Source organism: Halobaculum sp. MBLA0143 (genome assembly GCF_041361465.1).
Classification (GTDB): domain Archaea; phylum Halobacteriota; class Halobacteria; order Halobacteriales; family Haloferacaceae; genus JAHENP01.
On the sequence record NZ_JBGKAC010000001.1, the window covers coordinates 468,787 to 491,979 of the forward strand.

The 23,193-nt window shown below is 65.8% G+C and carries 18 protein-coding genes; 8 read left to right on the top strand and 10 right to left on the bottom strand.

Annotation, left to right across the window (positions count from 1 at the left end; translation table 11 throughout):
- Positions 1 to 28: 28 nt before the first annotated feature.
- From RYH79_RS02430 to RYH79_RS02455, 6 genes are all read right to left on the bottom strand, one after another.
- A complete protein-coding gene (locus tag RYH79_RS02430) occupies positions 29 to 712 on the bottom strand; it encodes a DNA repair protein RecN (protein WP_370895869.1) in 684 nt (227 codons plus the stop codon).
- Complete coding sequence (locus RYH79_RS02435) at positions 702 to 3,689, bottom strand: P-loop NTPase family protein (protein WP_370895871.1); 2,988 nt, start codon at positions 3,687 to 3,689, stop codon at positions 702 to 704. Before RYH79_RS02435 ends, RYH79_RS02430 begins: the two co-directional genes overlap by 11 nt.
- A complete protein-coding gene (locus tag RYH79_RS02440) occupies positions 3,686 to 4,510 on the bottom strand; it encodes a hypothetical protein (protein WP_370895873.1) in 825 nt (274 codons plus the stop codon). Before RYH79_RS02440 ends, RYH79_RS02435 begins: the two co-directional genes overlap by 4 nt.
- A 177-nt stretch (positions 4,511 to 4,687) precedes the next feature.
- The gene (locus RYH79_RS02445) at positions 4,688 to 5,632 is read right to left on the bottom strand and encodes a hypothetical protein (protein ID WP_370895875.1); all 945 of its coding nucleotides are present in this window, start codon (positions 5,630 to 5,632) and stop codon (positions 4,688 to 4,690) included.
- On the bottom strand, positions 5,629 to 10,395 hold the full coding sequence (locus tag RYH79_RS02450) for a DEAD/DEAH box helicase (protein WP_370895877.1): 4,767 nt from the start codon (positions 10,393 to 10,395) through the stop codon (positions 5,629 to 5,631). The genes RYH79_RS02445 and RYH79_RS02450 overlap by 4 nt, the downstream gene beginning before the upstream one ends.
- 144 nt (positions 10,396 to 10,539) lie before the next feature.
- Entirely contained in the window at positions 10,540 to 12,525 is a 1,986-nt protein-coding gene (locus RYH79_RS02455; RefSeq protein WP_370895879.1) for a DUF5591 domain-containing protein, read from the bottom strand.
- Between the two features lie 431 nt (positions 12,526 to 12,956).
- On the opposite strand from RYH79_RS02455, the gene RYH79_RS02460 reads away from it, so the two are divergent.
- Complete coding sequence (locus RYH79_RS02460) at positions 12,957 to 13,325, top strand: hypothetical protein (protein ID WP_370895881.1); 369 nt, start codon at positions 12,957 to 12,959, stop codon at positions 13,323 to 13,325.
- A gap of 240 nt (positions 13,326 to 13,565) precedes the next feature.
- The gene (locus tag RYH79_RS02465; protein WP_370895883.1) at positions 13,566 to 14,471 is read left to right on the top strand and encodes an HNH endonuclease; all 906 of its coding nucleotides are present in this window, start codon (positions 13,566 to 13,568) and stop codon (positions 14,469 to 14,471) included.
- A gap of 96 nt (positions 14,472 to 14,567) precedes the next feature.
- Here RYH79_RS02465 and RYH79_RS02470 read toward each other — a convergent pair whose 3' ends face one another.
- Together RYH79_RS02470 and RYH79_RS02475 are read right to left on the bottom strand one after the other, a co-directional pair.
- Positions 14,568 to 15,335 (bottom strand): hypothetical protein, encoded by a 768-nt coding sequence (locus RYH79_RS02470; protein WP_370895885.1) that lies wholly within the window; start codon positions 15,333 to 15,335, stop codon positions 14,568 to 14,570.
- A gap of 141 nt (positions 15,336 to 15,476) precedes the next feature.
- On the bottom strand, positions 15,477 to 15,830 hold the full coding sequence (locus tag RYH79_RS02475) for an ArsR/SmtB family transcription factor (protein ID WP_370895887.1): 354 nt from the start codon (positions 15,828 to 15,830) through the stop codon (positions 15,477 to 15,479).
- Positions 15,831 to 15,933: 103 nt separating this feature from the next.
- Here RYH79_RS02475 and RYH79_RS02480 point away from each other — a divergent pair, with 103 nt between their 5' ends.
- Positions 15,934 to 16,197 (top strand): hypothetical protein, encoded by a 264-nt coding sequence (locus RYH79_RS02480; protein ID WP_370895889.1) that lies wholly within the window; start codon positions 15,934 to 15,936, stop codon positions 16,195 to 16,197.
- Positions 16,198 to 16,626: 429 nt separating this feature from the next.
- Here the strand turns inward: RYH79_RS02480 and RYH79_RS02485 are convergent, their stop codons facing one another.
- Positions 16,627 to 17,295 carry a hypothetical protein gene (locus tag RYH79_RS02485; RefSeq protein WP_370895891.1) on the bottom strand — a complete coding sequence of 223 codons (669 nt, stop codon included), beginning with the start codon at positions 17,293 to 17,295 and terminating at the stop codon, positions 16,627 to 16,629.
- Positions 17,296 to 17,414: 119 nt separating this feature from the next.
- Between RYH79_RS02485 and RYH79_RS02490 the strand changes: the two genes are divergently transcribed.
- Positions 17,415 to 18,107, top strand: a complete 693-nt coding sequence (locus RYH79_RS02490; protein ID WP_370895893.1) for a phosphoribosyltransferase — start codon at positions 17,415 to 17,417, stop codon at positions 18,105 to 18,107.
- A gap of 82 nt (positions 18,108 to 18,189) precedes the next feature.
- On the opposite strand, the gene RYH79_RS02495 is transcribed toward RYH79_RS02490, so the two are convergent.
- Entirely contained in the window at positions 18,190 to 18,723 is a 534-nt protein-coding gene (locus RYH79_RS02495) for a DUF5815 family protein (protein WP_370895895.1), read from the bottom strand.
- A gap of 143 nt (positions 18,724 to 18,866) precedes the next feature.
- Here RYH79_RS02495 and RYH79_RS02500 point away from each other — a divergent pair, with 143 nt between their 5' ends.
- From RYH79_RS02500 to RYH79_RS02515, 4 genes are all read left to right on the top strand, one after another.
- Positions 18,867 to 20,258 (top strand): NAD(P)/FAD-dependent oxidoreductase, encoded by a 1,392-nt coding sequence (locus tag RYH79_RS02500; protein WP_370895897.1) that lies wholly within the window; start codon positions 18,867 to 18,869, stop codon positions 20,256 to 20,258.
- Between the two features lie 76 nt (positions 20,259 to 20,334).
- Positions 20,335 to 21,084 (top strand): MBL fold metallo-hydrolase, encoded by a 750-nt coding sequence (locus tag RYH79_RS02505; RefSeq protein WP_370895899.1) that lies wholly within the window; start codon positions 20,335 to 20,337, stop codon positions 21,082 to 21,084.
- A gap of 89 nt (positions 21,085 to 21,173) precedes the next feature.
- The gene (locus RYH79_RS02510) at positions 21,174 to 21,833 is read left to right on the top strand and encodes an ArsR/SmtB family transcription factor (RefSeq protein WP_370895901.1); all 660 of its coding nucleotides are present in this window, start codon (positions 21,174 to 21,176) and stop codon (positions 21,831 to 21,833) included.
- Positions 21,834 to 21,842: 9 nt separating this feature from the next.
- A complete protein-coding gene (locus tag RYH79_RS02515; RefSeq protein WP_370895903.1) occupies positions 21,843 to 23,192 on the top strand; it encodes a S8 family serine peptidase in 1,350 nt (449 codons plus the stop codon).
- The last annotated feature ends 1 nt before the right edge of the window (position 23,193 follow it).

Sequence of the window (23,193 nt, forward strand, 5' to 3'; positions counted from 1 at the left end):
TCCGCCACCCGGGTCACTCTCGGTCAGTTCACGACAGCGACAGTTCGACGTACGCCGACAGGTCCGACTCGGCAAGCAGCTCTCGTTCTTCTGCCGACAGATCACCGTAGGTGAGCCGTTCGTCGTCGAGCAGTCGCTGGACGACCGGCCACACCTCCGTGCCGCGGTACGGACCGAACAGTTCGTCCTGCAGCTCCTGTGAGTGGCCACGGAACTCGTCGCCCACCGTCGCTGCGTCGTCGAGCGCAGCCTCGAAGTCGTCCGCGCCGACCTCAACGTTCGCCCGCCAGTTCCAGTCGTCCAACAGAGTCTCGATGGCCGCCAGCCGCTCGGGGTCGACCCGCTCCACCCGTTCGTTCAGCCGTTGCATCGCTCGGACGCGATTCAACGCGTCGAGCCGCTTCGGCTGCACCTCGTTTTCCAGTCGTCGCTTCGCGGCAGACACCTCCGTCGACACGTCGTCGAGTTTCTCGTCTAGGCTCGCGTACGAACCCTCGTCGAGCAGTCCTCGAGCGTCGTCGACCGCCGCCTGCGCCTCCGGTTCGATTTCGAACTCGGCGTCGAACAACGCTGCCGCGAACGCACGCTGGAGGAGTGTCTCTTCCATCTCCACCGCGAGGGCCGACAACGACTCCGCCAGGTCTCGTCGCCGATACCGCTCCTGTGTCTGTCTGAGCTGTTCCGCGAAGCCACCCGTCGTATCACTCGACATAGTAGTTGCTCACCTCCGAGAACCGGCCCCCGAGACTGTCGGTCTCACTGCCCGGGTCGAGCGTGACGTTCTGGAACCGCTCGTACGGCTCGCTCCGCCGAACGTACACGTCCAACAGCCGCACCCGCAGTTGGTCTAACGGCGACCGACTCTCCGCGAGTTCGAGCGCCCCGTGTGCCGCGTCGATGGTGTCCTCGAACGCCTCGTCGTCGACCCGGGCGAACTTCGCCAGCGACTCCCGCACCTGCGGGCTGACACTGTCGTACGTTCGGAGCGTCTGGTGGATCTCTCTCACCTCGCCGAGGTCGATCACCCCGAGTTCGTTGACGACCGTCTCGATTGCCGTAGGGTTACCGCCCGTCTCGATCAGCGCGTCGACACGCTGCCGGAGGTCGTACGCGCCGTTGGCGACCGATCGGAGCTTCTCGTCGCCGATTCGCACGTCCGTGCTGATGTTCTGGATGTACCCTCGACCGAGGTACTTCAGCACCTCGTGCGGGGGACTGTTCGACAGTCGACTACGAAGCTCCGGCAGATCTAACGCCGAGCCGCCGACGCCGAGTAGTTCACCCAGCAGGTCTTCGAGCACACCGGCGTCTTCGACCGCCGACTTCAGCTCTCGGAACTCCTCGACCGACAGGCTCTGTTCACACCAGTCGACGACACGGGGGTGGATCTCGAAGTCGTCGGTCTCACCGTACCGCTCGGCGAACGTCTCCGCGGTCACCGGTCGGGTGGGGTCTTCGAACACCATCGCCGCCGCGTACGTCGAGACGGCGAAGTCCACGAGACCGTAGTCTGCGTGCCGCTTGTACAGTACGTCGTCGTCTTCGAGGTACGTCGCCCTGAGCGTCCGCCGCCAGGCGTCGGCGTACCCCGTCAGCTGCGTTCCCATCCGGTCGAACAGTTCGTCGCGCCGCGGCGTCCCCGTTCCTTCCTCACACCGAACACCGTACGCCAGGAGTCGACGGAGCGCAGACGACCGGAAGTCGTCCGGGTCGACCTCGATCTGGTACGGTTCCGGCGCGTCGGTCGTGTTGCCGAAGACGAACGGGTCCTGTTGGTTGCTGACGTTGAACGTCAGGTTCGTCCCCTCGTACAGCGCGAATCCGTCGGTGAGGTACTTCAGCGCGTCACGCAGCCCGGCACGGAGGTAGATCCCCGTCTGGCTGTTCTCGCCCGGTCGTTCCTTCCAGGCACCGACGAGCGGCTTGTGTTCGTCGATCTTCTCTTGGACGAGGTCCCGTGTCGTTCCGCCGGTCCCGCTGCCGCCACCACCAGTGCCAGTGCCGCCGCCACCTGTGCCAGTGCCGCCGCCACCTGTGCCAGTGCCGCCGCCACCCGTGCCAGTGCCGCCGGTGGGGGGCGACCCCCCGCCACCGCTCCCGGAACGAATCCGAAGTGTTCCGTCGTCGCTGTCGCGGCCCCCTTCGACGTGTTCCGGGAGTTCGTCGACATCGAAGCCGAACGCCATCGGGAACCGGTAGTCGACGTGTATCCACCCGTCGTTCTCCTCGCCGTACCACCGGAACACCTCCGCGAGCTCCGGGTGTGCCTCCTCTACGTCGTCGTCGACGAGCAACGGCTGTTTCAGCGTCTTCAACGCGCCGGCGCTCGACGGCGCGTCGACGCGACCCTTGTAGTAGTCCTCCAACACCTCGAACACGATCATCACGATCTCTCGTGGCGACTGCTGGCTCTCGGGCAGTCCGGCGTACACCCGTTCGACGAACCGCTCGTGGAACGGGAACAGATCGCGGAACGACTCGTCACACAGCCCACACGTCGCACAGGTGGTCCCGTCGGGTGCCGGGCGCAGACGCTCGACGGCCCCGTCCGCGTCGCGGTCGTACGAGACGCTCCCGTCGAGCGACTTGAAGTACCCCAGGTACGGCCTGACGAAGTCGACGACCGACTCCTCGTCTAGGAACAACACGCTGTTGGAGTCGGGGTCGTTCGTCTGGAAGAACTCGAAGCGGTCCTCTGCAGTCCGCGTGTGGAGTACTTCCGTAGAGTCGCGAGTGCCGGCGACGACGAAGTCCCAGTTGTCGCCGTCCTTGTCACGCTCCATGTAGTTGCGGAGCTGACGCGCCTCCATCGCGGTGATGGCGAAGTCCTCGAACACGATCACCGGCCGGGTGTCGTCGAAGGCAGCCCCGACACGTTGGAGCACCTCGTTCAACGACGCCGTGCCGTACCGGTCACGGATCTCTCGCCACAACTCCGTGTTCAGCGCGTCGATGGCAGTCTCCTCGTCTGGGGCCTCCCCGTCTGTGAACACCTCGAAACAGTCGCGCTGCCGGTATGCACCCTCGGAGACGAACTTCACCTCCGTCCCGTACTGCTCGCGCTCAACGAGCTGTTGGAGCTGACTCCGGACGTGATCCTGAATGCCGTCCTGTTGCTCGTTCGTGTAGTCGACGTCGAACCCGCGGTCCGCGAGGTTCAACAACGCGCCCGAGGACGCGTACCGCGCGACGGCGTCGGGCGTCTCGCGGATGTCCGCCTCCAACTCCTCGAACTCTGTCTTCCCCGGCAGTTCCTCACCGACGTGTTCCTGGTAGAAGTCGGGAATCCGGTCGGTCAGCAACGACATCAGGTCGTCGTCTTTGTCGACGTGGAGAATCGGCCGGTCGTCGTCGTCGAGCCGGTGGGCGAGGTACGCACACAGCTCCGACTTCCCGGTGCCGACCTCTCCTTCGATGACGACGGCGAAGTTACCCCTGCGACTCTCGGAGAACAGTTCGTACACCTCGTCTTCGGAGACGACCGGCGCACTCGACACGTTCGCGCCAGTCGACCGGTAGACGTCGATCTCTCGGTGCGTGAAGTCGAACAGGTCCCGATCTTCCGACCGTACGGCCGCGACCTTGCTGAACAGTCGCCGGAGCGTCTCCTCTTCGACGTTGTCGAAGTGTGGACACCGGTCGTACTCCCAGGCGTCCGACTCCGCCGCCGGCGTCGTGTTCTGACTCACGACAGCACCTCGATCGTGTTCGCCTCGGTGTCGATTCCGGACCGTCGCGGCACGTCGTCGAGCCCGACTGCACCCGCGTCACCCCGTTCGACGAGTCGAATCGTGCCGTCACGCACGAGTTCGAACAACAGCCGGGCCAGCGGCGCTGGCACGGTCCCCTCCTGGAGCGTGACCGGCAGGAGGTTCGTCTGGAGCCACTCGAAGTACTCCCGAATCCCGAGGTAGTCGTCGCCGTCGGCCGCGAGCCTGACCGACGCCTCGATCAACTCCGGGGTCGGTCTGACGGCGTGCTCCCGGCCGGTCGTCTTGTACACTAACCCGAGGAAGTTCGCCTGCCGCGACCAGTTGACGAACTTCGGGTCGTTCAGCGTGATCGACCCCTGTGAGGACTGCGGATCGTAGCTCAGTTCGCTCCGGTACCAGTCGTCGATTCTGTCGTACAGCCCCGTGTCGTTGTTCTCGAAGTACTGGACATCGTGTTCGAGCATGTACTTGTAGATCAGGAGCACGACTGACTGCTTTCCCCAGTCGGGGCCCGTACACTCCCGGGCGAGGTTGTGGAGGATCGTCAACCGGAAGTCACGGTCGTCGTCACCGGTGTCGAAAGCGTACTCCACCGTGTGGAATTCGTAGTCTTCCTTGCCAATCATCCGATACTGTCGCAGGCCGTTCAGGCCGTCGCTCAGCCGTTCTTCGTCGAACCCCAGTTCCGCTTCGAGTTCGTCGCGGGCTGTCACTCCACGATCGATTGCGTCGTAGAGGGGTTTGATCGGCTCCGGCGTCTGGAGCGTGTTGAGAACGTACCCCTCACTCGTACTCATACCCACATATCGGCCACGTATATTAATGTAGCTTACTGTCGAGCAGCGACAGTACACCCGACGACCGTCGCGCCCCCGAGGAACACCGAAAAGCGGGGGTCACGACGGAGCCACATCGACCACCCGATTGTGCCTGGACCCCCGCGGTCGACGACTGTCACCAGCTACGATCGAGACTCACACGACTGCCGTGAGCGACCGCGTCAGCCACCCGTGGAGTCGCGCGTCGACCGGCGACGCGTCGGCTCTCAGTCGATCCGCGGCGTCTCGGCCCCGCTTGAGCGCCGGCATCTGGTTCGCGTGTGCCGGATCGAACGTCTTGCCGTCTCTCCCGACCCGCCTGTTGTACTCGGCGACGATCTCGCGTGCAGTGCCACGGTCCAGCTCCACCCGACGGCGGAGCCACCGCGAAACGTCGTCGACGGCGTCGTCCGAGTCCAGCGGCGCGGTACCGTACTCCTCCGGCCGCGAGAACAATGCCGCGAACGTGTCGTACAATGGGAGGTACGGCGCGTCCGGCAGCGCCTCGAACAGTTCGACGGTGGTGCGGGGCGGCTCGCCTTCCACGAGCTCGTACAGCAGCGCGTTGTCCTGGACGAAGAGGTTCCGGGTGTCGGACAGCGGGAGGTGGTGGCCGAACCGCTCGTACCGACGCTCGAACGCGTCGAACACGCGGTCGTAGTCGCCGATCCGGTCTGCAAACGGCTCCTGATCCAACGGACGCTGTCCGCCGACGGGGGTGAACCGCCGGTCGTCCGTCACGACGACGAGCGACCCCTCGTGGGTGTACCGCTCGATTACTGCCGAGACGGAGTGGGTCGTCTCCGTCTCGTAGTGTCCGTTCGTCACGATACACAGTTCCTCTGGTTGGTCGTCGTCCGGCCCGAGCTCCGAGAGGTGTCGGTAGGCGAAGTCGAGGTAGTCGTACTGCTCGTACCCCCAAATCTGGCGCCACGTCGTCGGGTACGTCACGTCGACGACACCGAGGTACCGCAACGCCGGAACGGCACGCAACAGCCGCCACCGACTGTTGTCCACGGGGTCGTAGACGACCGACACCCGACTCTCGCACAGCCGGGCGAGAACGGGCTCCTCCGGTGACGGGTCGGACGTGCGGTTCATACGGTTCCCTCGGCCCCAACACTCGCCGTCTCACCCCGCTGTCCGAAGACGGCCTGGAGGGTGTGTCGGTGGAGGAGGTCGTTCTCGAGGTAGTGTGCAGGCGTCCGTTCGAGCAGGAGACACTCGTCGCAGTAATCAGTACAGTCACAGTCAGCGACCTGAGTAGCGTTGCGCTCTATCCGGTTGAGCTGGTCTCGCACCTGTCGCGCGACCCCGTTGCCGCCCTGCCGGGCGTCGACTACGTGGACGAGAACCCGCCCACCACTCGTCCGGGAGACGATCCGGAAGTCATCGAGGTCGGAGTCGGTGACGACTGAGACCGACCGTCGGAGCGCTTGCTCGAGACTCGTCAACGCCTGCGCCCACGACGCCGTGTCGTGGCCGACGGCGGCGACCCGACTCCGGAGCTCCGTCTCGTCGAACTCGAGCGTGACCCCGCGGGTCCCGTACTGCTGGCCGACTGGGCGGTACGTCTCCTGTTCTGCGTCGGCCATCTGCTCGCGCCACGAAGTGGCGTCGGTAGTGGATCCCGAACTGTCCTGTTCGATCAGCGCTTCCGACGGGAGGAGTTCTTTGTCGGGACTGCTGCTGTGGTAGCGCTCGAATGCGTACACGAAGTCGGTGACGTTCCGGAGCCCGTACGTGACCGTACAGTCCAGCCCGAACATCGTCGCCTCAGCTGTCTCTTCGTCGGCACTCGTGTCGGTGTCGACGTAGGTGGTCGTGATCCCTCGAGTGCTGTAGTTGCGCTGGCCTCCCCGCGCGAGCTCACACTCTACCGAGTCGATTCCGTGGACCGTGGTCTCGGCCAGCTCTGTCTCACAGTGGGGACAGAGGTCTACGTCCGGCTCGTAGCTGTGGAACGGCCGCCCACAGTCGTCGTTCGTACACAGCTTGACGCTGACGAGCGGCTCTGTCGTCCCTCGCACGTCGTCGACGAGGTACGTGTTACCGTGGAGTGTCACCGCCCCACCCAGCCCATTCCCCTCGCCGGGGAACATGTCGTGGAGTCGTCCGCTCCCTTCGAAGCTAACCTCTTCTCGCCTGCCAGAGAAGGTCACGGGGAAGCTCCCACCGAAGCTCCGGTAGTTCGCCAGGAATCCCAACTGTCGGAGCCACTGGTCCAGCCGTCTGTTCTTCTGGATTACGTCTTCGCCGGCGCCACCCCCGCCGGTGACGAGCTTCGAGTACGTGTTGTCGACCCGGTGCGTGAGCGACAGCGCGCCGTCACCGTCGAACACCCGTTCGAACACCTCCACGCCGGCTTCGCCGAACACGTTCTTCAGGTGTCGCCTCAGTGCCGTCGCCCGTTCGTCGAGCGTGAACTGCCGGAGAACGTCCATCCGCTTGCGAACCTCCTCGACGAACGCCTCCGTGCTCTTGTTCGTCTCCTCGATCTGGTACATCTTCTGGAAGACGTTCTCTTCGTGCGGGTTGCGCGCGAGGTAACCGAACACCTCCGTGACGACGTGGCCGGCGAGCAGTTCCTCGTACTCGAACGGGTCCGGGACAGAGACTGGCTCCATCGTCTCGAAGAACTCGTCCAAGTCACTGTAGTAGTGGCCGTCCACCGGGTGGTTCCCACGGATTGCAGTGACGACGAGCGAGGAACTCCCTCGCGAGCGTCCCGTCCGACCGCTCCGTTGGACGTAGTTCGTCAGCGTCGGTGGGATGCCGACCTGCCCGACCGTCTCCAGCGTCCCGATGTCCACCCCGAGCTCCATCGTCGGCGTGGCACTGACGACGTTCACTTCCGGGTCCTCGCGTCGGAACCCCTCTTCGATGGCACCACGGACTGCGTGGGGGGTGTCGCCCTTGTGGATCCCGACGGTGATGAACTCCGGCTCGTCTCCGCCACGGATTGGCGTCGTCACGTCGTGAGCCCAGTGGTCGAGAGCGTACGACCACTCCGACGAAAGCTCCACGTACCCCGGGTCGGCGACGAGCCCGTCGTCGCCCTCACTGAACCGCTCGGCGACCACCAACGACGACCCACAGTCCGGACACCGCTCGACGGTCGTCCCGTCGTCGAACGCCGGGACGGCATCGTAACAGTCCGGACAGACCCCGGCCGTCCGCACGAGCCGGAGGTCGGAGTCGTCCTTCCGTGTGGTGCGCGTCAGGAGACCGCTCTCGGGGTTGTCGACGACCCCACGCTCCGCCAGCGACTCCTTGGCGTCTTCGAGGTACTCGCGCACCTCGGCTTTCTTCTCGTCGGCGACGTTCCCCTTCGTGACCCGTTCTCTCACGTCGTTGTGTGACGCTTCGACGAGGATACCGGCGTCGAGGAACGCCTGGAGAGCGTCGTCGAGCACTGCGCCGATCTGCTCTCGGTCGAAGCCGACCCGAGACTCCAGGCGGTCGAGCAGCTTCGGTCGGGTCAGCCCGTCGAAGCTCACCTTGTTCATCGTGAACCCCGTGTTGGGGTCGAGCACGAACAACGTGTACAGCCGGTGTCTGACGAGCAGGTCCACCGGGTCGTCCGTGTCGAAGACGGGCACGGCCGTGACGAGGGCGCTCTCCAGCAGGTGCTCGCAGTTGTACAGCGAGGCCTGTTCCTCGATTCGGTCGCGGTACGCGACGAGGAACTTGAACGCCTCCCCGTTCTCGTCCATCTCCGTCTGCATCAGTGGCTCCCAGTACTCCTCGCGGAGTCGGTCGGCGACGGCGCTGTAAGCGTCGTAGTTGTCGAGCCGCCCCTCGTTTGCCAACAGCTCGCGGACGTACAGCGTCTCCGCCATCAGCCCGTACTCCGTCTCGATAATCTGGTCGGCGACGCTCTCGGCGGTCGCCCGGGAGTCGGAGAAGACGAGTGTCTTCTCCGAGGGCGTGTCCCGGCTCATCTGCGTCAGCATGTACGAGAACAGCGTCGGCGTCGGCACTGTCACGTCCGTCAGATTCGGCGTCCGACCACAGCCCGGACAGGTGCCCGTCTCGACCCACCCCGTCACCGGGCGGAACGACGCTTCGCTGCGGCGGCCGGGAGACCCATCTTCGGTCTCGTCTGCCTCGACGTACACCTCGCGGCAGCGCTTACAGAACTGGATCTCCGGAAGCTCGCGGTTACACTCCGGACAACTGTCCTTCCGTGTTACTTGTTCGCAGTCCCGACACCAGTACACCTGTGCCGGCGGCTTCAGGAACGTGTGATACTTCTCCGTCACAATGCCGGCCAGCCGGCCGAACGCCATCACGGTCGACAACGCTCCAACGGGGTCGTCTGCCCCCTCGTCGACCGCTCGGCGCCGGAGTTCGTCGTACTCCAGAAACCCGACTTCGCCGGTCGTGCCTTCGTCGAACCACGCAGCGAATCTCGCCACCTCTGGGACGCGTTCTGTGACGAACGCCACCCAGCCGGAGTCCGTCCCGCTGGCTTCCAACACGGCCTCGCTGAGCCGGTTACGCCCTCGGCGCGTCCGGACCACGTCCGCCGCGTCCTCGAACCCCGGCTCCGTCAGCAGCTCGTCGAGCGTCTCGTCGACCGGATCACGCAGCCATGGCCCCGCCGCGGATCCGAGACTGAGCGTGTCGCCGGGGCTCAGGAGTCGAACCTCGCGGAGCGTCTCGATTGCTCCGTCGAGTTCGAACCGCTCGCGAGCGGTCTCGACGCTCACGTCGCCGGCCCGCGCCAGCGCGAGCACCTCCGTGATGTCGTCGACGCTGCAGTTGGCGAACCGACCGAAGTCCGGCTCGTCTGTTACTCCGAAAGAGCGCCCGGTGAAGGTCACAGCGTCGATGTCCTCTGGCTGTCCACCCGTGAGTCCCGCTGCGAGCTCTCGTGGGTTGTCGACGGTCGCTGACACCATCGTCACCTGTGGGTCACGGTCGGCGTAGAACTCCTTCAGTCGTCGAGCGAGCAACGAGATTGCTGCACCCTGAATTCCACTCCAGACGTGGGCCTCGTCGAACACGATGTGTTTCACCGGGTTCGCGCCCGGCTCGTGGCCGAGTATCGACCGCGTGTCCGGATTGTCGGAGACGAACATGTAGTCTAACGCCTCCGGGTTCGTCAGGAGAATATCGACACCCTGTCTGATCGACTCTCGTGTCACTCGGAGCCACGGATACTGGTGGCTGTCCGTCCCGACACCGATGTCGTCGAAAATCTTCAGCTTCGTGTCCTCCTGGCGAGGGCACTCCAGCCCGCGAACGAACGAGCCGTTCTCGATCTCGTAGTCCCGGGTGCCGACTCGTTGCGGGGTGTCGGAGTCCCAGATTCCGACTGTGATCCGATCACCCGGGTCGCGGTAACGGTTGATCTGGTCGAGGTACGCGACGAACCGGTTGAGCTGGTCGACACCCAACGTCTTCATGGGGTACAAGATGATAGACTTCAGCCCCGGTTCGTCCGTCTCCAGACAGTGCTGGAGAATCGGGAGGAAGAACGACTCTGTCTTCCCGGTCGCGGTCGGTACCGCGAGAACATTGTCGTTGTCCGACCTCGCAATATTCTCCATCGTCTCTGCTTGGTGACGGTAGAACTGTCCTTCCTCGCCACCGAACAGCTCCTGACGCACGGCGTCGACGACCGCCTCGTCGTACTCCAGTTCCGACAGCAGTTCACTGCCGGATCGGTCGTCGAACGCTGGCGCCTCGACGTACTCCACGTACGGTCCCTTCTGTTCGATTAGCTCGTTCTCGACGAACTCTCGAGCGTTCTCGACATCCGGCACGTCGACCAGTTCCGTAACGTTCCGGTTCCACCAGGTGATCTCTGCGGCCCGGTCGACGGCGTTCCCGAGGGTCTCCTGTGGATCTGTCATTCTCGTTCGAGTCGCGGCGCCCAACCGCGGGCACCGTCGTCTGTGATCCTCGTTAGTTCTCGGCACGTAAGAAACCCACCGGACGACGAACACTCTCGGACGACCTCCGTGTCTGACAGTCCGACGCCTATCGACGACACTCGGTCACGCCTGCTCGTCGAGGTACGCCCGGAGCTGCTCGATGTTCGAGTTCCGGAAGTACTCCGACAGCTGGAGTGCCTCCGGCTCACGGGGGAACACCTCGCCACGCCCGTGGCTCTCGAACGCGTCGACGACGACTTGGCGGTACGTCTTGCTCGTCACGTACGCGAGAATCTGGTCGTAGGCGCTCCCGTGTTCCTGCAAGAACTCCACGAGTCGGTCGGTCACCCGTCGAATCTGTCGTTCGTCCTCCTTCGCCAGGACGTACTCGTAGCTCAACACTGACTCCTCTTCCTCGTACTCCTCGGGCACGGGACCGTACATCCCCGAGACGGACACTTTGTGCACTCGGTCGGTCCGGTCACCGAGCTTGTCCCACAACACCCGGTGAGTCCGAGACTCCGAGTACGGTTTCGCCTGACTGCACGGGAGGATCAACAACACGTCTTCGTCCGGAGGGGTGAACGACTGTCGTCGGAGGTCGAAGCTCTCTGGACCGTACTTCAGTGATACGCTCCGCGCCTCGTCGGTCTCCTCGATTCCACCGCTCCACCGTGAGAGCTTCGTCTGATCGCTCGTGATCGCCGGACCAGGGAGGTGGTCGTGAGCCCCACGCTCTCGTACCGCCGCCCGAAGGTGTTTGTCACGCCGCTGTGCGTACCGAAGCCCCTTCGCAATCTCTTCGTGATCACGGGCGAAGTCGATCAGGTACGACAGCAGTTCTCCTTCACGGATGCGTTCGCGGACTCGCGCCATCTCGTCGTTGTACACCTCGAAGTTGTGACGCGCCAGCAGCGCGTAGTAGTAGCTCTTCAGCTTCTCGTCCGACTCGTCGCTCCGCCGTCGTTGCATCTCCTCGTAGCCGTAGTCGTCGTTGATGCCCTCGACGAGGTCCTGGTAGTCGAATCCATCTGAACCGTACAGCGGGCTGTGATCCATCTCTCCCGGGAAGGATCCGTCCTCTCCGACGACTGCTTCGAGATCGTCGAGCGTGTACCGCTCCCATGTCTCCGGGTGGATGAACTTCCGGTACTGTGCGGCCTGGACGTGTGTCGAACAGTCGAAGGAGTCGACACCCAGTAGTGACAGCAGCGAGACCTGCTTACCCCCGATTCCAAACACATGGAGGCCGATTTCGTCTCGCCGACCGTTCGGAATCGCGTCTTTGGCCCCCTGGACGATGTCGACGAGCACCTCCGTGCTACTCCGGAGTGGGACCAGAGAGCCGACCGCGAACCCTTCGAACGACCGCGAGACGGACTCCTCTTCGATTCGTTCGAGGAAGTTCCCGACGTACCAGTTGATAGTCTCGTAGTCGTGACCGTGGAGTGCGACGTAGACGCCCGGATCCTCACCTGCGTCGATTCGCTGTTGCAGCCGCTCGGCCGCGCGGTCGTTCTTGTCGAACGCCTCGGCGAGCCGTTCCGGTTGCTCCAGTAGCTCCAGGCACTCGACAGCACTCTCGATGCTGTCCCGCATCCTCTCGACCTGCTCGGCGTCGTTGAGCTTCGGCGGGATGGGGTAGTCCAGTGTCGCCAGCAGGTCGCCGCCGAAGTCGACCTGTAGTCCGAGGATGCTCTGCGGGTCCGTGTACAGCCCCCACTCGTTCTCGACTCCTCCCTCGGACGGCGCCTCACCGAACGTGTCGGAGTTCATCAGCTTGAATCCGCCAGAGTCGACGAACACCGGCACATCGAGCTCCTCGAACCGCTCGTGGAACGACTGTTCTCGCCACCACTCCAGGTTCTCCGGTGTGACACCGTACTCGGTGAAGCTCATCGCCTGGAACATCACTCCTTGGAGCCGATTACTGGTCAGCAGCTCGTCACGGATACGGCTCCAGATTCCACCGGACTTCTTCGTGGTCCCCCCAATAAGATTGATAACTGGAAACAGCGCAGGCGTCTCTACTGGGCCATGGGGGATGTCGAGTTCTCCCGTTCGGCCGAAGGCGTCGTCGTCGTCGACAACCGATCGAAAGGACGGCATCGAGTTTACTCACGTCTCTCGGAGTTAGGGTGAAAAAGGCGTTTGGATCTGATGTGTCGATGTCCCCTTCACTGTCTGGCTTCAGGTACTCCACTCGTCGGAGTACCACAGCGGCGAGGCGTGGGACTCGCCTGTAGTACAGGCGAAATCTGCAGCTGTTCAGCCGTCCGACCGCCGCGGGCGTGATGTGCCGCCGCGACCCACCGTGTCGGCGAGGTGGACGAGCCGTTCGAGCGGCGTCGTCGGCGCTGGACCTCGTCGAGCGCCGCGGTGACGGGCTCCGACTCCGCCCGCTCGGTGCCGAGGTCGCCCGGGTCACTCGCCGCGTCGAGGGCGGGGTGAGACAGGCACTCGACCGGATCGACGACTGGAGCAGGTCGCGTCGGCGGTTCTGTGATCTCGCGCCGCGCTGGGGAGACTTGACCCGACGTGTGTTGTACCGGTACCCGGCGACGGAGACACTCGTGACCGAACTCCAACGGCTCGCGGACGACGGTGTCGCGTCGCCGACAGTCGTCGACGTCGTGCGTCGACTCCACGAGCTCCGCCCGGCGTTCGCCGTCGAGTTGTTCGTCCGGGGCAGTGACGCCGCCCGTCGGCGCGTCCTCGACGACGGCGGCGGTCTCCGCGAGGCCGCGCTGACGGAGTCGAGCGTCTATCACTCCCCGACGCTGTTCCAGTACAAGACGATGCTGTACCACGCCGGCCTGCTCGCGGAGCGGGGAACGGAGCCGTCGGAGCTGGACGACCCGACGGCGACGAACTGGGGCTTGTGTGAGCCGTTGTCACGTGCGGGGTGACTGTCTGACGAGTCGTCTGTACGAGTGTAACGACCCGCGTTCTGTGCAGGTGAGTGATTCGTCGGTCACACGGGAGCGGGTGAGGACCGAGGTCGAAAGTCACTCGCCGAAGACGACCGATTGCACAGCCCAGGAGTCCGAGTCCGAACGTGACACGACAGCAGAACACTTCTCTTTTCGGCAGCTTGGCCCAGCCCGACCACCACCAGTAACTTCACCCTCGTGGCCACACCGACAGACGTGTCGCGTTCACCGCTGTCGGAGTCGCTCACCGTCGACGAGACCCTGACCCAGGCGGAAGTCGAGTACCGGTTCGACACCAACTTCGGCTACCAGTTCAACGGGATCACATACCGCAACCCCGACGCGGGGCGGTACGTGATCCTCCTGGCGAACGAGGGTGCCGTCTACGACGACCGCCTCGGCGGCGGCGAGACGTTCACCTACGTCGGCGAGGGGGTGCCGGAGAAGGGGGATCAGGAGGAGACGCACCGGAACCGGGCGTTGTTGGACGCCGTCGACGAGGCGTTTCCGATCTACCTCTTCACGAGCACGGACGGCGAGGATCGGTACCGCTACGAGGGGCTCGTCGAGGTGACGGACGCGGCGTACGTCGACGACGGTGACCGGATGGTGTACCGCTTCCAGATGCGTCGTCTCGGCGTCGCGTCGTGGAGTGAGTACACCGACGGGGTGACCGAGATCGAACGGCAGTCGAGGGAGCCGCCGACACTGAACGCGGACCGAGAGACGAGTCGGGGGGAGCGAGTCACGCGCAGCGCCGCGTTCGCGCGGCGCGTGAAGGAGCTGTACGACGACCGTTGTGTCGCCTGCGGCGCGCGACGACGTTCGCCCGAGGGCACACCGGAGGTCGAGGCCGCACACGTCTACCCCGTCGCGGAGGGCGGGCCGGACGACCTCCGGAACGGGATCGCGCTGTGTCGCACCCACCACTGGGCGTTCGACCACGGGTGGTTCGCGGTCGACGACGACCGACGGATGCTCGTCCGCGAGACGGATCGAGAGCCGCCCGCGACGGTCGCCCGCCTGGCCGGCGACAGGCTCCGCGAACCGTCGGATCCGGCGTTCGCGCCACACCCCGACTACCTCGCCGCACACCGAGCGTATCGGGGGTTCGAGCGCTGAGTCGGGTCGAGCGATCACGGGGCGTTCACTCGCCGGACGGCAACACGCCCGCCGCTCTAGACGAAGTTCCACGCCCGTAGCGGACCTCACACCCAGCTACGACCCACCACCGTCGCCGGCCGCGCCCCCCGACGACACGCCCGGACCGGGACCAGACACACGCTCCGGCTCGCCCGCGTCGAACTCCGAACGCAGCGCTTCCAGGTCGTCGATGGCCCCCTCCAGCGCCTCGCGGGCGGTCGCCTCGTCGTAGAAGTTCGCCAGCGAGTGGAGACGGTTCTCGACGGCCTTCTGGCAGGCGTCGATCTCGTCGTACCAGTCGTGGCCGTTCTGTTTCATCAGGTAGTGGATCGACACCCAGTCGCCGACGCCGGCCGGGTTCTCCTCGCTCGGCTCGGCGACGGCCGGGAGGTCCTCCTCGAACTCCTCCAACAGGTGGACGGTCGTCCGGGCGATCAGGGGGCGCAGCCGGAAGCTGCGGTCGCCGCCCACCGGGCCGAAGTTGTCGAGCATCTTCTCGCGGGCGCTGTCGTACGGACTGTCCGCGTCCGCCCACGGTGTCACCTCGACCGTGTCGAGCAGTCCCTCCTCTCGCAGTCGCTCCCAGCGGTCGCGTTCCGCCTCGACGACCGGCGCCGGGTCCTCCCCGGTCACGACCAACACGACCCCGCCGCCGTCGACGGTCTCTCCCTCGGCGAGTTCGACCGGCGGCTCGTGTCGGGCCACGTCGCCGAACCGCCAGAAGTACGCCGAGCCGACGGCCGAGTGGGCGTCGAACCGGTCCCACGCCGCCGTCAGGTACTGTCGGAGGAACGCTCGTTCTCGATTCAGTCGCATCCGAAACGTCACCTGGACGCTCTGCACGCTACACACCCCGGCCGCCGGAGTGAAAACTGCTCGTAGAAACGAGTTTCTAAAAGTCTGCTGACACGTCTGGCGACAGTTCACCGGAGCACTCGACGCGGTCGGCGACGGTGTCGGGGGCGGCGCCGAGAGTCGCCGGCGTCAGGCGTGCTCGGCGAGGTGGACGTGGACCAGTCGGTCGCAGTCCGTCTCGCCACACACCGGACAGGCGCCGTCGTCGGTCGGCTCGGTCTCGACGCGCACGCCGCCCTTGCCGGCGACGACGAGCCCTTCGCCACGGTAAGTGAGGGTGTACCCCTCCTCCGTCCGGCGGACGAAGTGTTCCCGGAGTTCGCCGAGGTGGTAGTTGAACCGTCCGGGGTCGGCGACGTCGACGCGCGACTTCAGCTCGGTGAACGTCAGCGGGGCGTCGGCGTCCGCGAGTGCCCGGAGCACCTCCACCCGGGCCTCGTGAGTGAGCGCCGATAACGCCCCCGTGAACTCCTGGTCGACCACGACTACACTACCGCCACGCACCGTGGTGTAGTTTGTGGGCCGTCGGTACACGCACCACGCGAGGGAAGAACAGGAACCGTGTCACGGACGGTCGCCGTCCGCGGTGGGCGCTCTGTTCGCGCCCGTCGGCGTCACCTGGGCGGCCGTCGAATCACTGGCGGCACGACCGTCACCCGGACCGTCTCCCAGCGGGCTCCGCGGCGAGGCACTGCGGGTAGACGCGCCGCTGTCAGTGTTCGCGGGCGGCGTCGGCAGCGTCGCCGGCGGGCTTGTACTCGTCGACGCTGTACTCGTCGCGGCGCTGCGCGGGATCTCGGCGAAGACGCGAATGACGACGGAGGGGGCAGATGTCGGGCAGGAACAGTAGACCGACGACCACCGTGATCGGTGATCCTGATCTACGAGTACAGCATCACAGTGACACTACCGACAGACGCGGACGACAACCCGTCGGCAACGGGGAGGTAGTCGCCAACCCAGATCACAGAGACCCGAGGAGTTCGTATACGAAGTCTGAGCCCGTCGCCAGCGAGAGAAACAACACAGTGAAGATTATGGCGAGACTCAAGCTGAACGTCAGCAACAGGCCAACCGGCCCAACCTCAAGTGCGATGAGCGGAAACGTAGCTGCTCCCAGAAGTACGACAGCGGCCAACGTGTTAGCGTACCAATCGACTGCCGACCGCCTGAGCCCAGACGCGTTTCCACTTCGATTCATGCTTATTGTACTTGATAGCGCTACCGAAGTCGCCCTATACGTTCTAGAGTAGGATCTAATGGATAAAGAATCTTTTGTCTAGTCCTCTCTCTCCCACCCGAAACCCGCACCGTATCCTCTTCCGTGTTCTCGTACGGTGTGCCTAGTACTGTCGTGAGCTCCCTCGGATACCTCGTCGCTGCTCTCCCTGGCCGATTCCTTCTGGTTCGTAGATGGGACCGGATCCGTCTCCTCCCGCCCCCGACTCTCGCTTGCCAAGGCGAGTACTGGAGCGAAGCACGAGAGAATGAAGGAGAGTCCCGTGAACAGGAGTGCCCAGACGAACGACACCTGTGTAAAAATCTTTAGACTGGCAACTACAGCCAGGAACGCCGACACAGAGACAAAGAGGAGTGCTAAAAGCACCACGAGAAACAGTAGCTTGTCGTTCTCGGCATCGAACCGGGAAGACGAGTCCATGAACCGAAACGCGGCGACGATCACAGCGAAGTACAAGACGGCGACCTGCATCAGACGAGGGGCCATTTCGAGCCGTGTGCCAGGTCTGTAACTAGGCGACACTGTCGGCACGTCCACGTTGAACGAGACCACGAGACTGTTCAGAGACTGCGAGATCGCAGGCACGACGTACAGATCTATGAGGGCGATCGGCACGGATAGTAAAACCGACGCAAGAAAGGTGTAGACCAGTAGTCGTACATCGGCCGTACCTGTTCTAGCCTCTCTGTCCTCGCCTTCACTAGTCATATTTGTCTTCGTCGTATTGAGAGACGACTAGCACACCAGTAAGATAGTAACGATCCTCTCCGCCACTCCCACCCCGACTCTAAACGCTTATTTCCCTGCCAGTGCCACTACCGGGCGGAATGAGCGATCTCCCGGAGGAGTTCGACTGCACGATCACGAACTGGGAGTACATCTACGACCTCTGTCGTGAGGTGTCGAACCAGGTGAAGGCGGACAACTTCGAGCCGGACGTGGTCGTCGCGCTCGCCCGCGGGGGGTGGTTCGCGGGCCGCGTCGTCTGTGACTTCCTGGGACTGAACGACCTGACGAGTCTGAAGATGGAACACTACGTCGGGACGGGCGAGAAGTCCGGCGAGCCGACGGTGCGGTACCCGATGCCGGAGGGGAGCGTCGAGGGGAAGGACGTGCTCATCATCGACGACATCGCGGACACGGGCGGCTCCATCGAGCGCGCCCACGAGTACGTCACCGACCGCGACGCGGCGGCGGTGCGGACGGCGACCCTCCAGTTGCTCCAGACCTCGGAGTTCGAGCCGGAGTTCGTCGGCGAGCGGCTGTCGGAGTGGACCTGGGTCGTCTACCCGTGGAACTTCCTCGAGGACATGGTGGACCTGACCGCGAGCGTGTTGGAGAAGGGTGACGGCGGACCGTACGGCCGCGAGGAGATCAGGAGTCTGTTGTCGGAACACCACGGAATCGACCGGATGGAGATGGAGATCGCCCAGCCCGGTCGCCTGGGGGAGGTGTTAGACGAGATGGTCCGCCGAGACGTGGCGGCGGAGGCCGGCGACGGCTACCGGCTCGTCGACTGACGGCGACGCCGCCCGGTGCCGACGACGGTCGTCTCGCGCGCGGTCGGACGGTCGACACCGAGAGCGGCGTGTCCCGCGCCGGTCAGGCGTACACGTCGTCGGCTTCGACCTCCCGTTCCCGGCGGTACTGATCGACGAACTCCGTCACGTCGAACTCCAGCATCCGTTCTTCGAACGACGAGACGGCGTTCGGGTCGTCGCTGTGGGAGACGGCGTGTTCCATCAGTTCGACGACCAACTCCACGATCACCTCGTGGAGCCGGCGGGCGTCGAACGTCGACACCCAAAGCATCGTGTAGCCGATCTCCTGGTCGTCGCTCACGTCGACGACGGCCACCTCGCTCGGGAACTCCTCCAACACGATCCCGAGGAGGTGTGGCGTGCCGAACTCCGGCATCTCCTCGCTGGTCGTCTCGACAGCCTCTTGAAGCGTCCCGACGAGGAACTCCGGCAGGAATCGGTCGGGGGGGTGAACGTCCGTCACGACGGCGTGGGTCTCTCCGCAGTCACAGTCGAACTCCCGCATCCCCATGTCGACGTCGCGGAGGCGCAGCGTCTCGCCACACGGGAGGTCCGTCGTCTCCCCACCGCCGCCCGGCACTCGCGGCTCTGTCATACTGTCGTCGCCTACGAGTGCGACGGGCATAAAAGCCGAACTTTCCCGCCACCGTGTCGCCTCCGACGAGCGACAGGTCCGTCGGCGCGCCGACCTGGTCGCGGTTCCACAAGCGACTTACTCCGGCCACGCGCACACGGCGTATGATCGGAATCGTCGGCGGCGGGCTCGCCGGGCTGGCGGCGGCCTACCGACTCCAGCAGCACGGTCACGAGGTGACCGTCTACGAGGCTGGCGGGCCGGAGGCGCTCGGTGGACTCGCCCGGACGTACGAGACGAGCGGGGACGACGTCGAACAGTTCTACCACCACCTCTCGAAGAACGAACAGACGATCGTCGACCTCGCGGGAGAGATCGGCGTCGGCGACGAAGTGGAGTGGCTCGTCGGCAAGAACGCCTACTACGTCGACGGGACGGTGTACCCGATGGACACGCCGTGGGAGCTGTTGGCGTTCCCGTACTGGAGTCTGTACGACACGTTCCGCCTGGGGATGTTGACGCTGGACGTGGACGTGCGCGGCGGGGTGCCCTCTCTCGACACCTACGAGAACCTCACGGACTTCGAGGACCAGACTGCAGTGGAGTTCGCCCGCGAGCACACCACGGACAACGTGTACGAGACGTTCTTCGACCCCCTGCTGGAGGCGAAGTTCGGGTCGCTCAAAGAGGAGGTGAGCGCGGCCTGGCTGTTGGGCCGGATCAAGTTCCGCGGCGAGCGGGACCTGTTGCGCGGGGAGATCCTGGGTTACTTCCAGGGTGGGTTCCGGACGTTCCTCGACGCCTTGGTCGACGCGGTGGGACGCGAGAACATCGTCACTCGTGCGCGCGTGAACGACCTCCACACGGCGGACGGCGCGGTCGAGGCGCTCACGGTCGAGCGGGCCACCGAGCCGGTCGCGGCCGACGGCGCCGGCGAGGCGACCGAGGGGGCCGGCGAGACGGAACCGCCGGCGACGGAGACGGTCACGGAGTCCGTCGACGACGTGGTCGTGGCGGCGATGCCGAACGTCCTGGAGGAGCTGACGGGCTACCCCTGTGACGTGCAGTTCCAGGCGTCGGTGTGTGCGGTCGTCACCCTGTCGGAGGGGGTGACGGACACCTACTGGCTCAACGTCGCCGACGACGCGCCGTTCGGGGCGTTGATCGAACACACCAACTTCGTCCCGCCCGAACGGTACGGCGGCGACCACCTGTTGTACCTCGCCAGCTACGTGCAGGAGGAGTCGGAGTGGCTGTGGCAGGCGGACGACGACGAGGTGGAAGAACGGTGGCTGTCGGGGGTCGAGGAGCTGTTCCCCGGGTTCGACCGGTCGACGGTGGAGTCGTTCCGGTTGGCCCGCGCGCCGCGGGCGGCCCCGGTGTACGAGTGTGGCTACCTCGACTTGGTCGTCCCGTACGACCTCGCGGACGATGTCGCGGACGGGCTCTACTACGCCGGGATGGCGAGCGAGGCGCAGTACCCGGAGCGGTCGACGAACGGCGCCGTGCTCGCCGGCTACGAGTGTGCAGACCGGATCGACGAACGGCGGAACTGACGGGAGCCGGTCGCTCTCGCCGAGCTCCACCGCAGACACCCAGACGACTCTTGCCGACGGAGACCGTAGTCTGTTCGTGTCACAGCAACTCGGCGAGGCGGTCTGGCGGATCGAGGGGTCGGCGGCCAACGTGTTCCTGACGGTCGACCACGCGGCTCCAGTCGACGAGGACGACGCCGTCCGGACCGGCGACGACGGGCCGACCGGGGCCCTGGTGTTGGTGGACGCCGGGACACCCGGCGACGCCGACACGATCCGGCGCGGGGTCGAGTCGGCCGGGTTCGCCGTCGGGGACGTGTCTCGGGTGTTGCTCACACACTACGACTACGACCACGTCGGCGCGCTGTCGAAACTGGACGAGCTGTCGGCGACCGTCTACGCCCACGAGCCGGACGCCTCGTTTCTGGACGGGAGCGACAGCCCGGGGCTGTGGCCACACAAGGCGTTGCTCCAACGGGCGACGGCGCGGTTCCTCGACACGCCGGGGCTGTCCGTCGAGCGGGTGCGCGACGGGGACACGGTCGGGAGCTACACCGCCTACCACACCCCCGGCCACGGGCCGGGGCACCTCGCGTGGGTGAGTGAGACGGCACGGACGGCGTTCCTCGGCGATCTGGTGCGGGAGTCCGGCGGGCAGCTGTCGCCGTCCCCGTGGCTCGTCAGCTACGACACGGACGCGGTCCGGGACAGCGTCGGGGAGTTGGCCCGGCGGGCACCGTCGTTCGACACGGCCGGGGTCGGCCACGGCGCGCCGTTGTCGTCGGACGCAGACGAGGCGCTCGCGGCGCTGGCGACGGAGCTATCGAATTCACCACACTCCGAGTGAATCACGGACGGCACCGAGAAGATACATCCAGCCTGTGGTGTGAGAAACGCTCCCGAACTGTTTTATCACAGCCTGTGGTACGTATCCGTATGTCGGAGCCGATGCCGTCGGAGCCGGACGACTCCGGCCGAGACGGGGAGCCACCGGAGACCGACGGTGGCGTCGTCCGCCAGTCTCCCGGCGGGGTCGTCGGCGAGGAGACGGCCGGTGAGCCGGACACGTCTGCCCGGATCTGTTGGCTCGACGACGACGACGCCGAGGACGTGATCTGTGCGTTGTCGTCGGACACTGCGCGGTCGATTCTCTCGGCGATCCACGAGCGCGACCGGACGGCCTCTGAACTGGCGGAGGCGGCCGACACCTCCGTCCAGAACGTTCGTCACCACCTCGACAACCTCTCGCAGGCGGGGCTGGCAGAGGTAACTGACACGCGGTACTCCGTCAAGGGCCGCGAGATGGACGTGTACGGTCCGCCCGAAGAGCAGACGGTCGTCGCCGTCGGCCGGGAGTCGGAGTCGACCTCGCTGTTCGACTCGCTGCGCGACCTCCTCGGTGGACTGGCGGCGCTGGGTGGCGTGAGCCTGTTGATCCAGGCGTGGGCGACCCGGACCCCGACGGGTGCGTCGCGGGTGCCCGACGCCGTCGGCGCGCCGGCGACCGGGGCCGGGCTCCCGCCGGGGCTGCTCGTGTTGCTCGGCGGGCTCGCGTTGTTGACCGGAGTCGCGGTCGTCGCTCGGCTGTCGGCGTAGGTGGTGATCGTGATCGGGGCAGACCGTGGGACGGCCGGCGGCTCGGGGTCGCGCCGTCGCGCGTACCTCGCGGTCGTGTTGCTCGTGGCCGTGACGACCAGCGGCGCGGGCGTCGCGAGCCCCGGCGGGCTCGGTGGGCTCCCGGGCGCGACCGTCGTCGGCGGGGAGTCGGCGGCGGCCGTGGCCGCGGCCCAGGGGGACGACCCGGTTCGGGTCGGCGTGATCGGCAGCGCGTTCGCTCCCGAACGGGGTGCCGTCGCACAGCGGGTGGTCGCACAGCACGATGTCGGCGGCGGTCTCGGCTGGGGCCGGCCGACCGCCCACGACACGGCCGTCGCGGAGGTGGTGGCCGAACGGTCGCCGTCGGCGGCGCTGTACCTCGCTGGCGTCGGGAGTCGACCGACGGCCGACCGCTACGCGGCCGCCGTGGAGTGGCTCCTGGAGCGTGAGGTCGACGTGATCGTAGACGCAGGGAGCTACTTCCCGCGGACGGCCGCGGGGCTGGAACGGTTCGAGGCGGCCGCACGGTCTGTGTCGGCCGCCGGCGCCGTCTTCGTCACGTCGGCGGGCAACTACGCCGACCGCCACTGGCGCGGGAGCACGCCCGCCGACGACTGGGTGCAGTTCCGAACGGGCGTGACCCGGAACCGACTCGCGGCGACGGACGGTCGGGTCGCCGGTCCGGTGACGCTCCGGCTGTACTGGCAGGGGGAGGCGGACTACGACCTGTACCTCTACCGCGATGTCACCGACGGCCCGGACCACCTGGTCGCTCGCTCCGTCCGCGAGACCGGAACGGCGGAGGCGATCGACACACAGGTACGGCCGGGCGACTACTACGTCCGTGTGCACGCAGACGAGGGGACGGCACCGGTCGACCTGTTCGCCGCTCGCCACGACCTCACACACGCCGCCGGGGGCGGCGGGACGCTCCCCCCGGCGACGGCGCCCGGGGTGGTCTCGGTCGGGGCGGTGACGAACGGTGGGACGGTGGCGTCGTACTCCGGCGACGGCGACGTGAGCGCCGTGGACACGGTCGTGACCGACGCCGCGGGGGAGTTCCGCGGCACCTCGGCGGCCACGCCGGTCGTCGCCGGGACGGTGACGGAGGTGGTCGCCACCACCGACGGCAGACTCTCGCCCGGCGAGGTGGAGACGATCATCCGGGAGACTGCAGACGGGGAGTACCGACAGCTCGATCCGGACGCCGCGCTGGCGCGTGCCAACCGGGTCGGCAACTGGAGCCGGCCGTCGCGTCGAACCGGCAGTCGTGACACTGCCTCGACGGGGGCGGACGGCGACGAGACGGACGGCAACGACACCGGCAACGAGACGGACGGCACGAACGAGGCCGACTGAC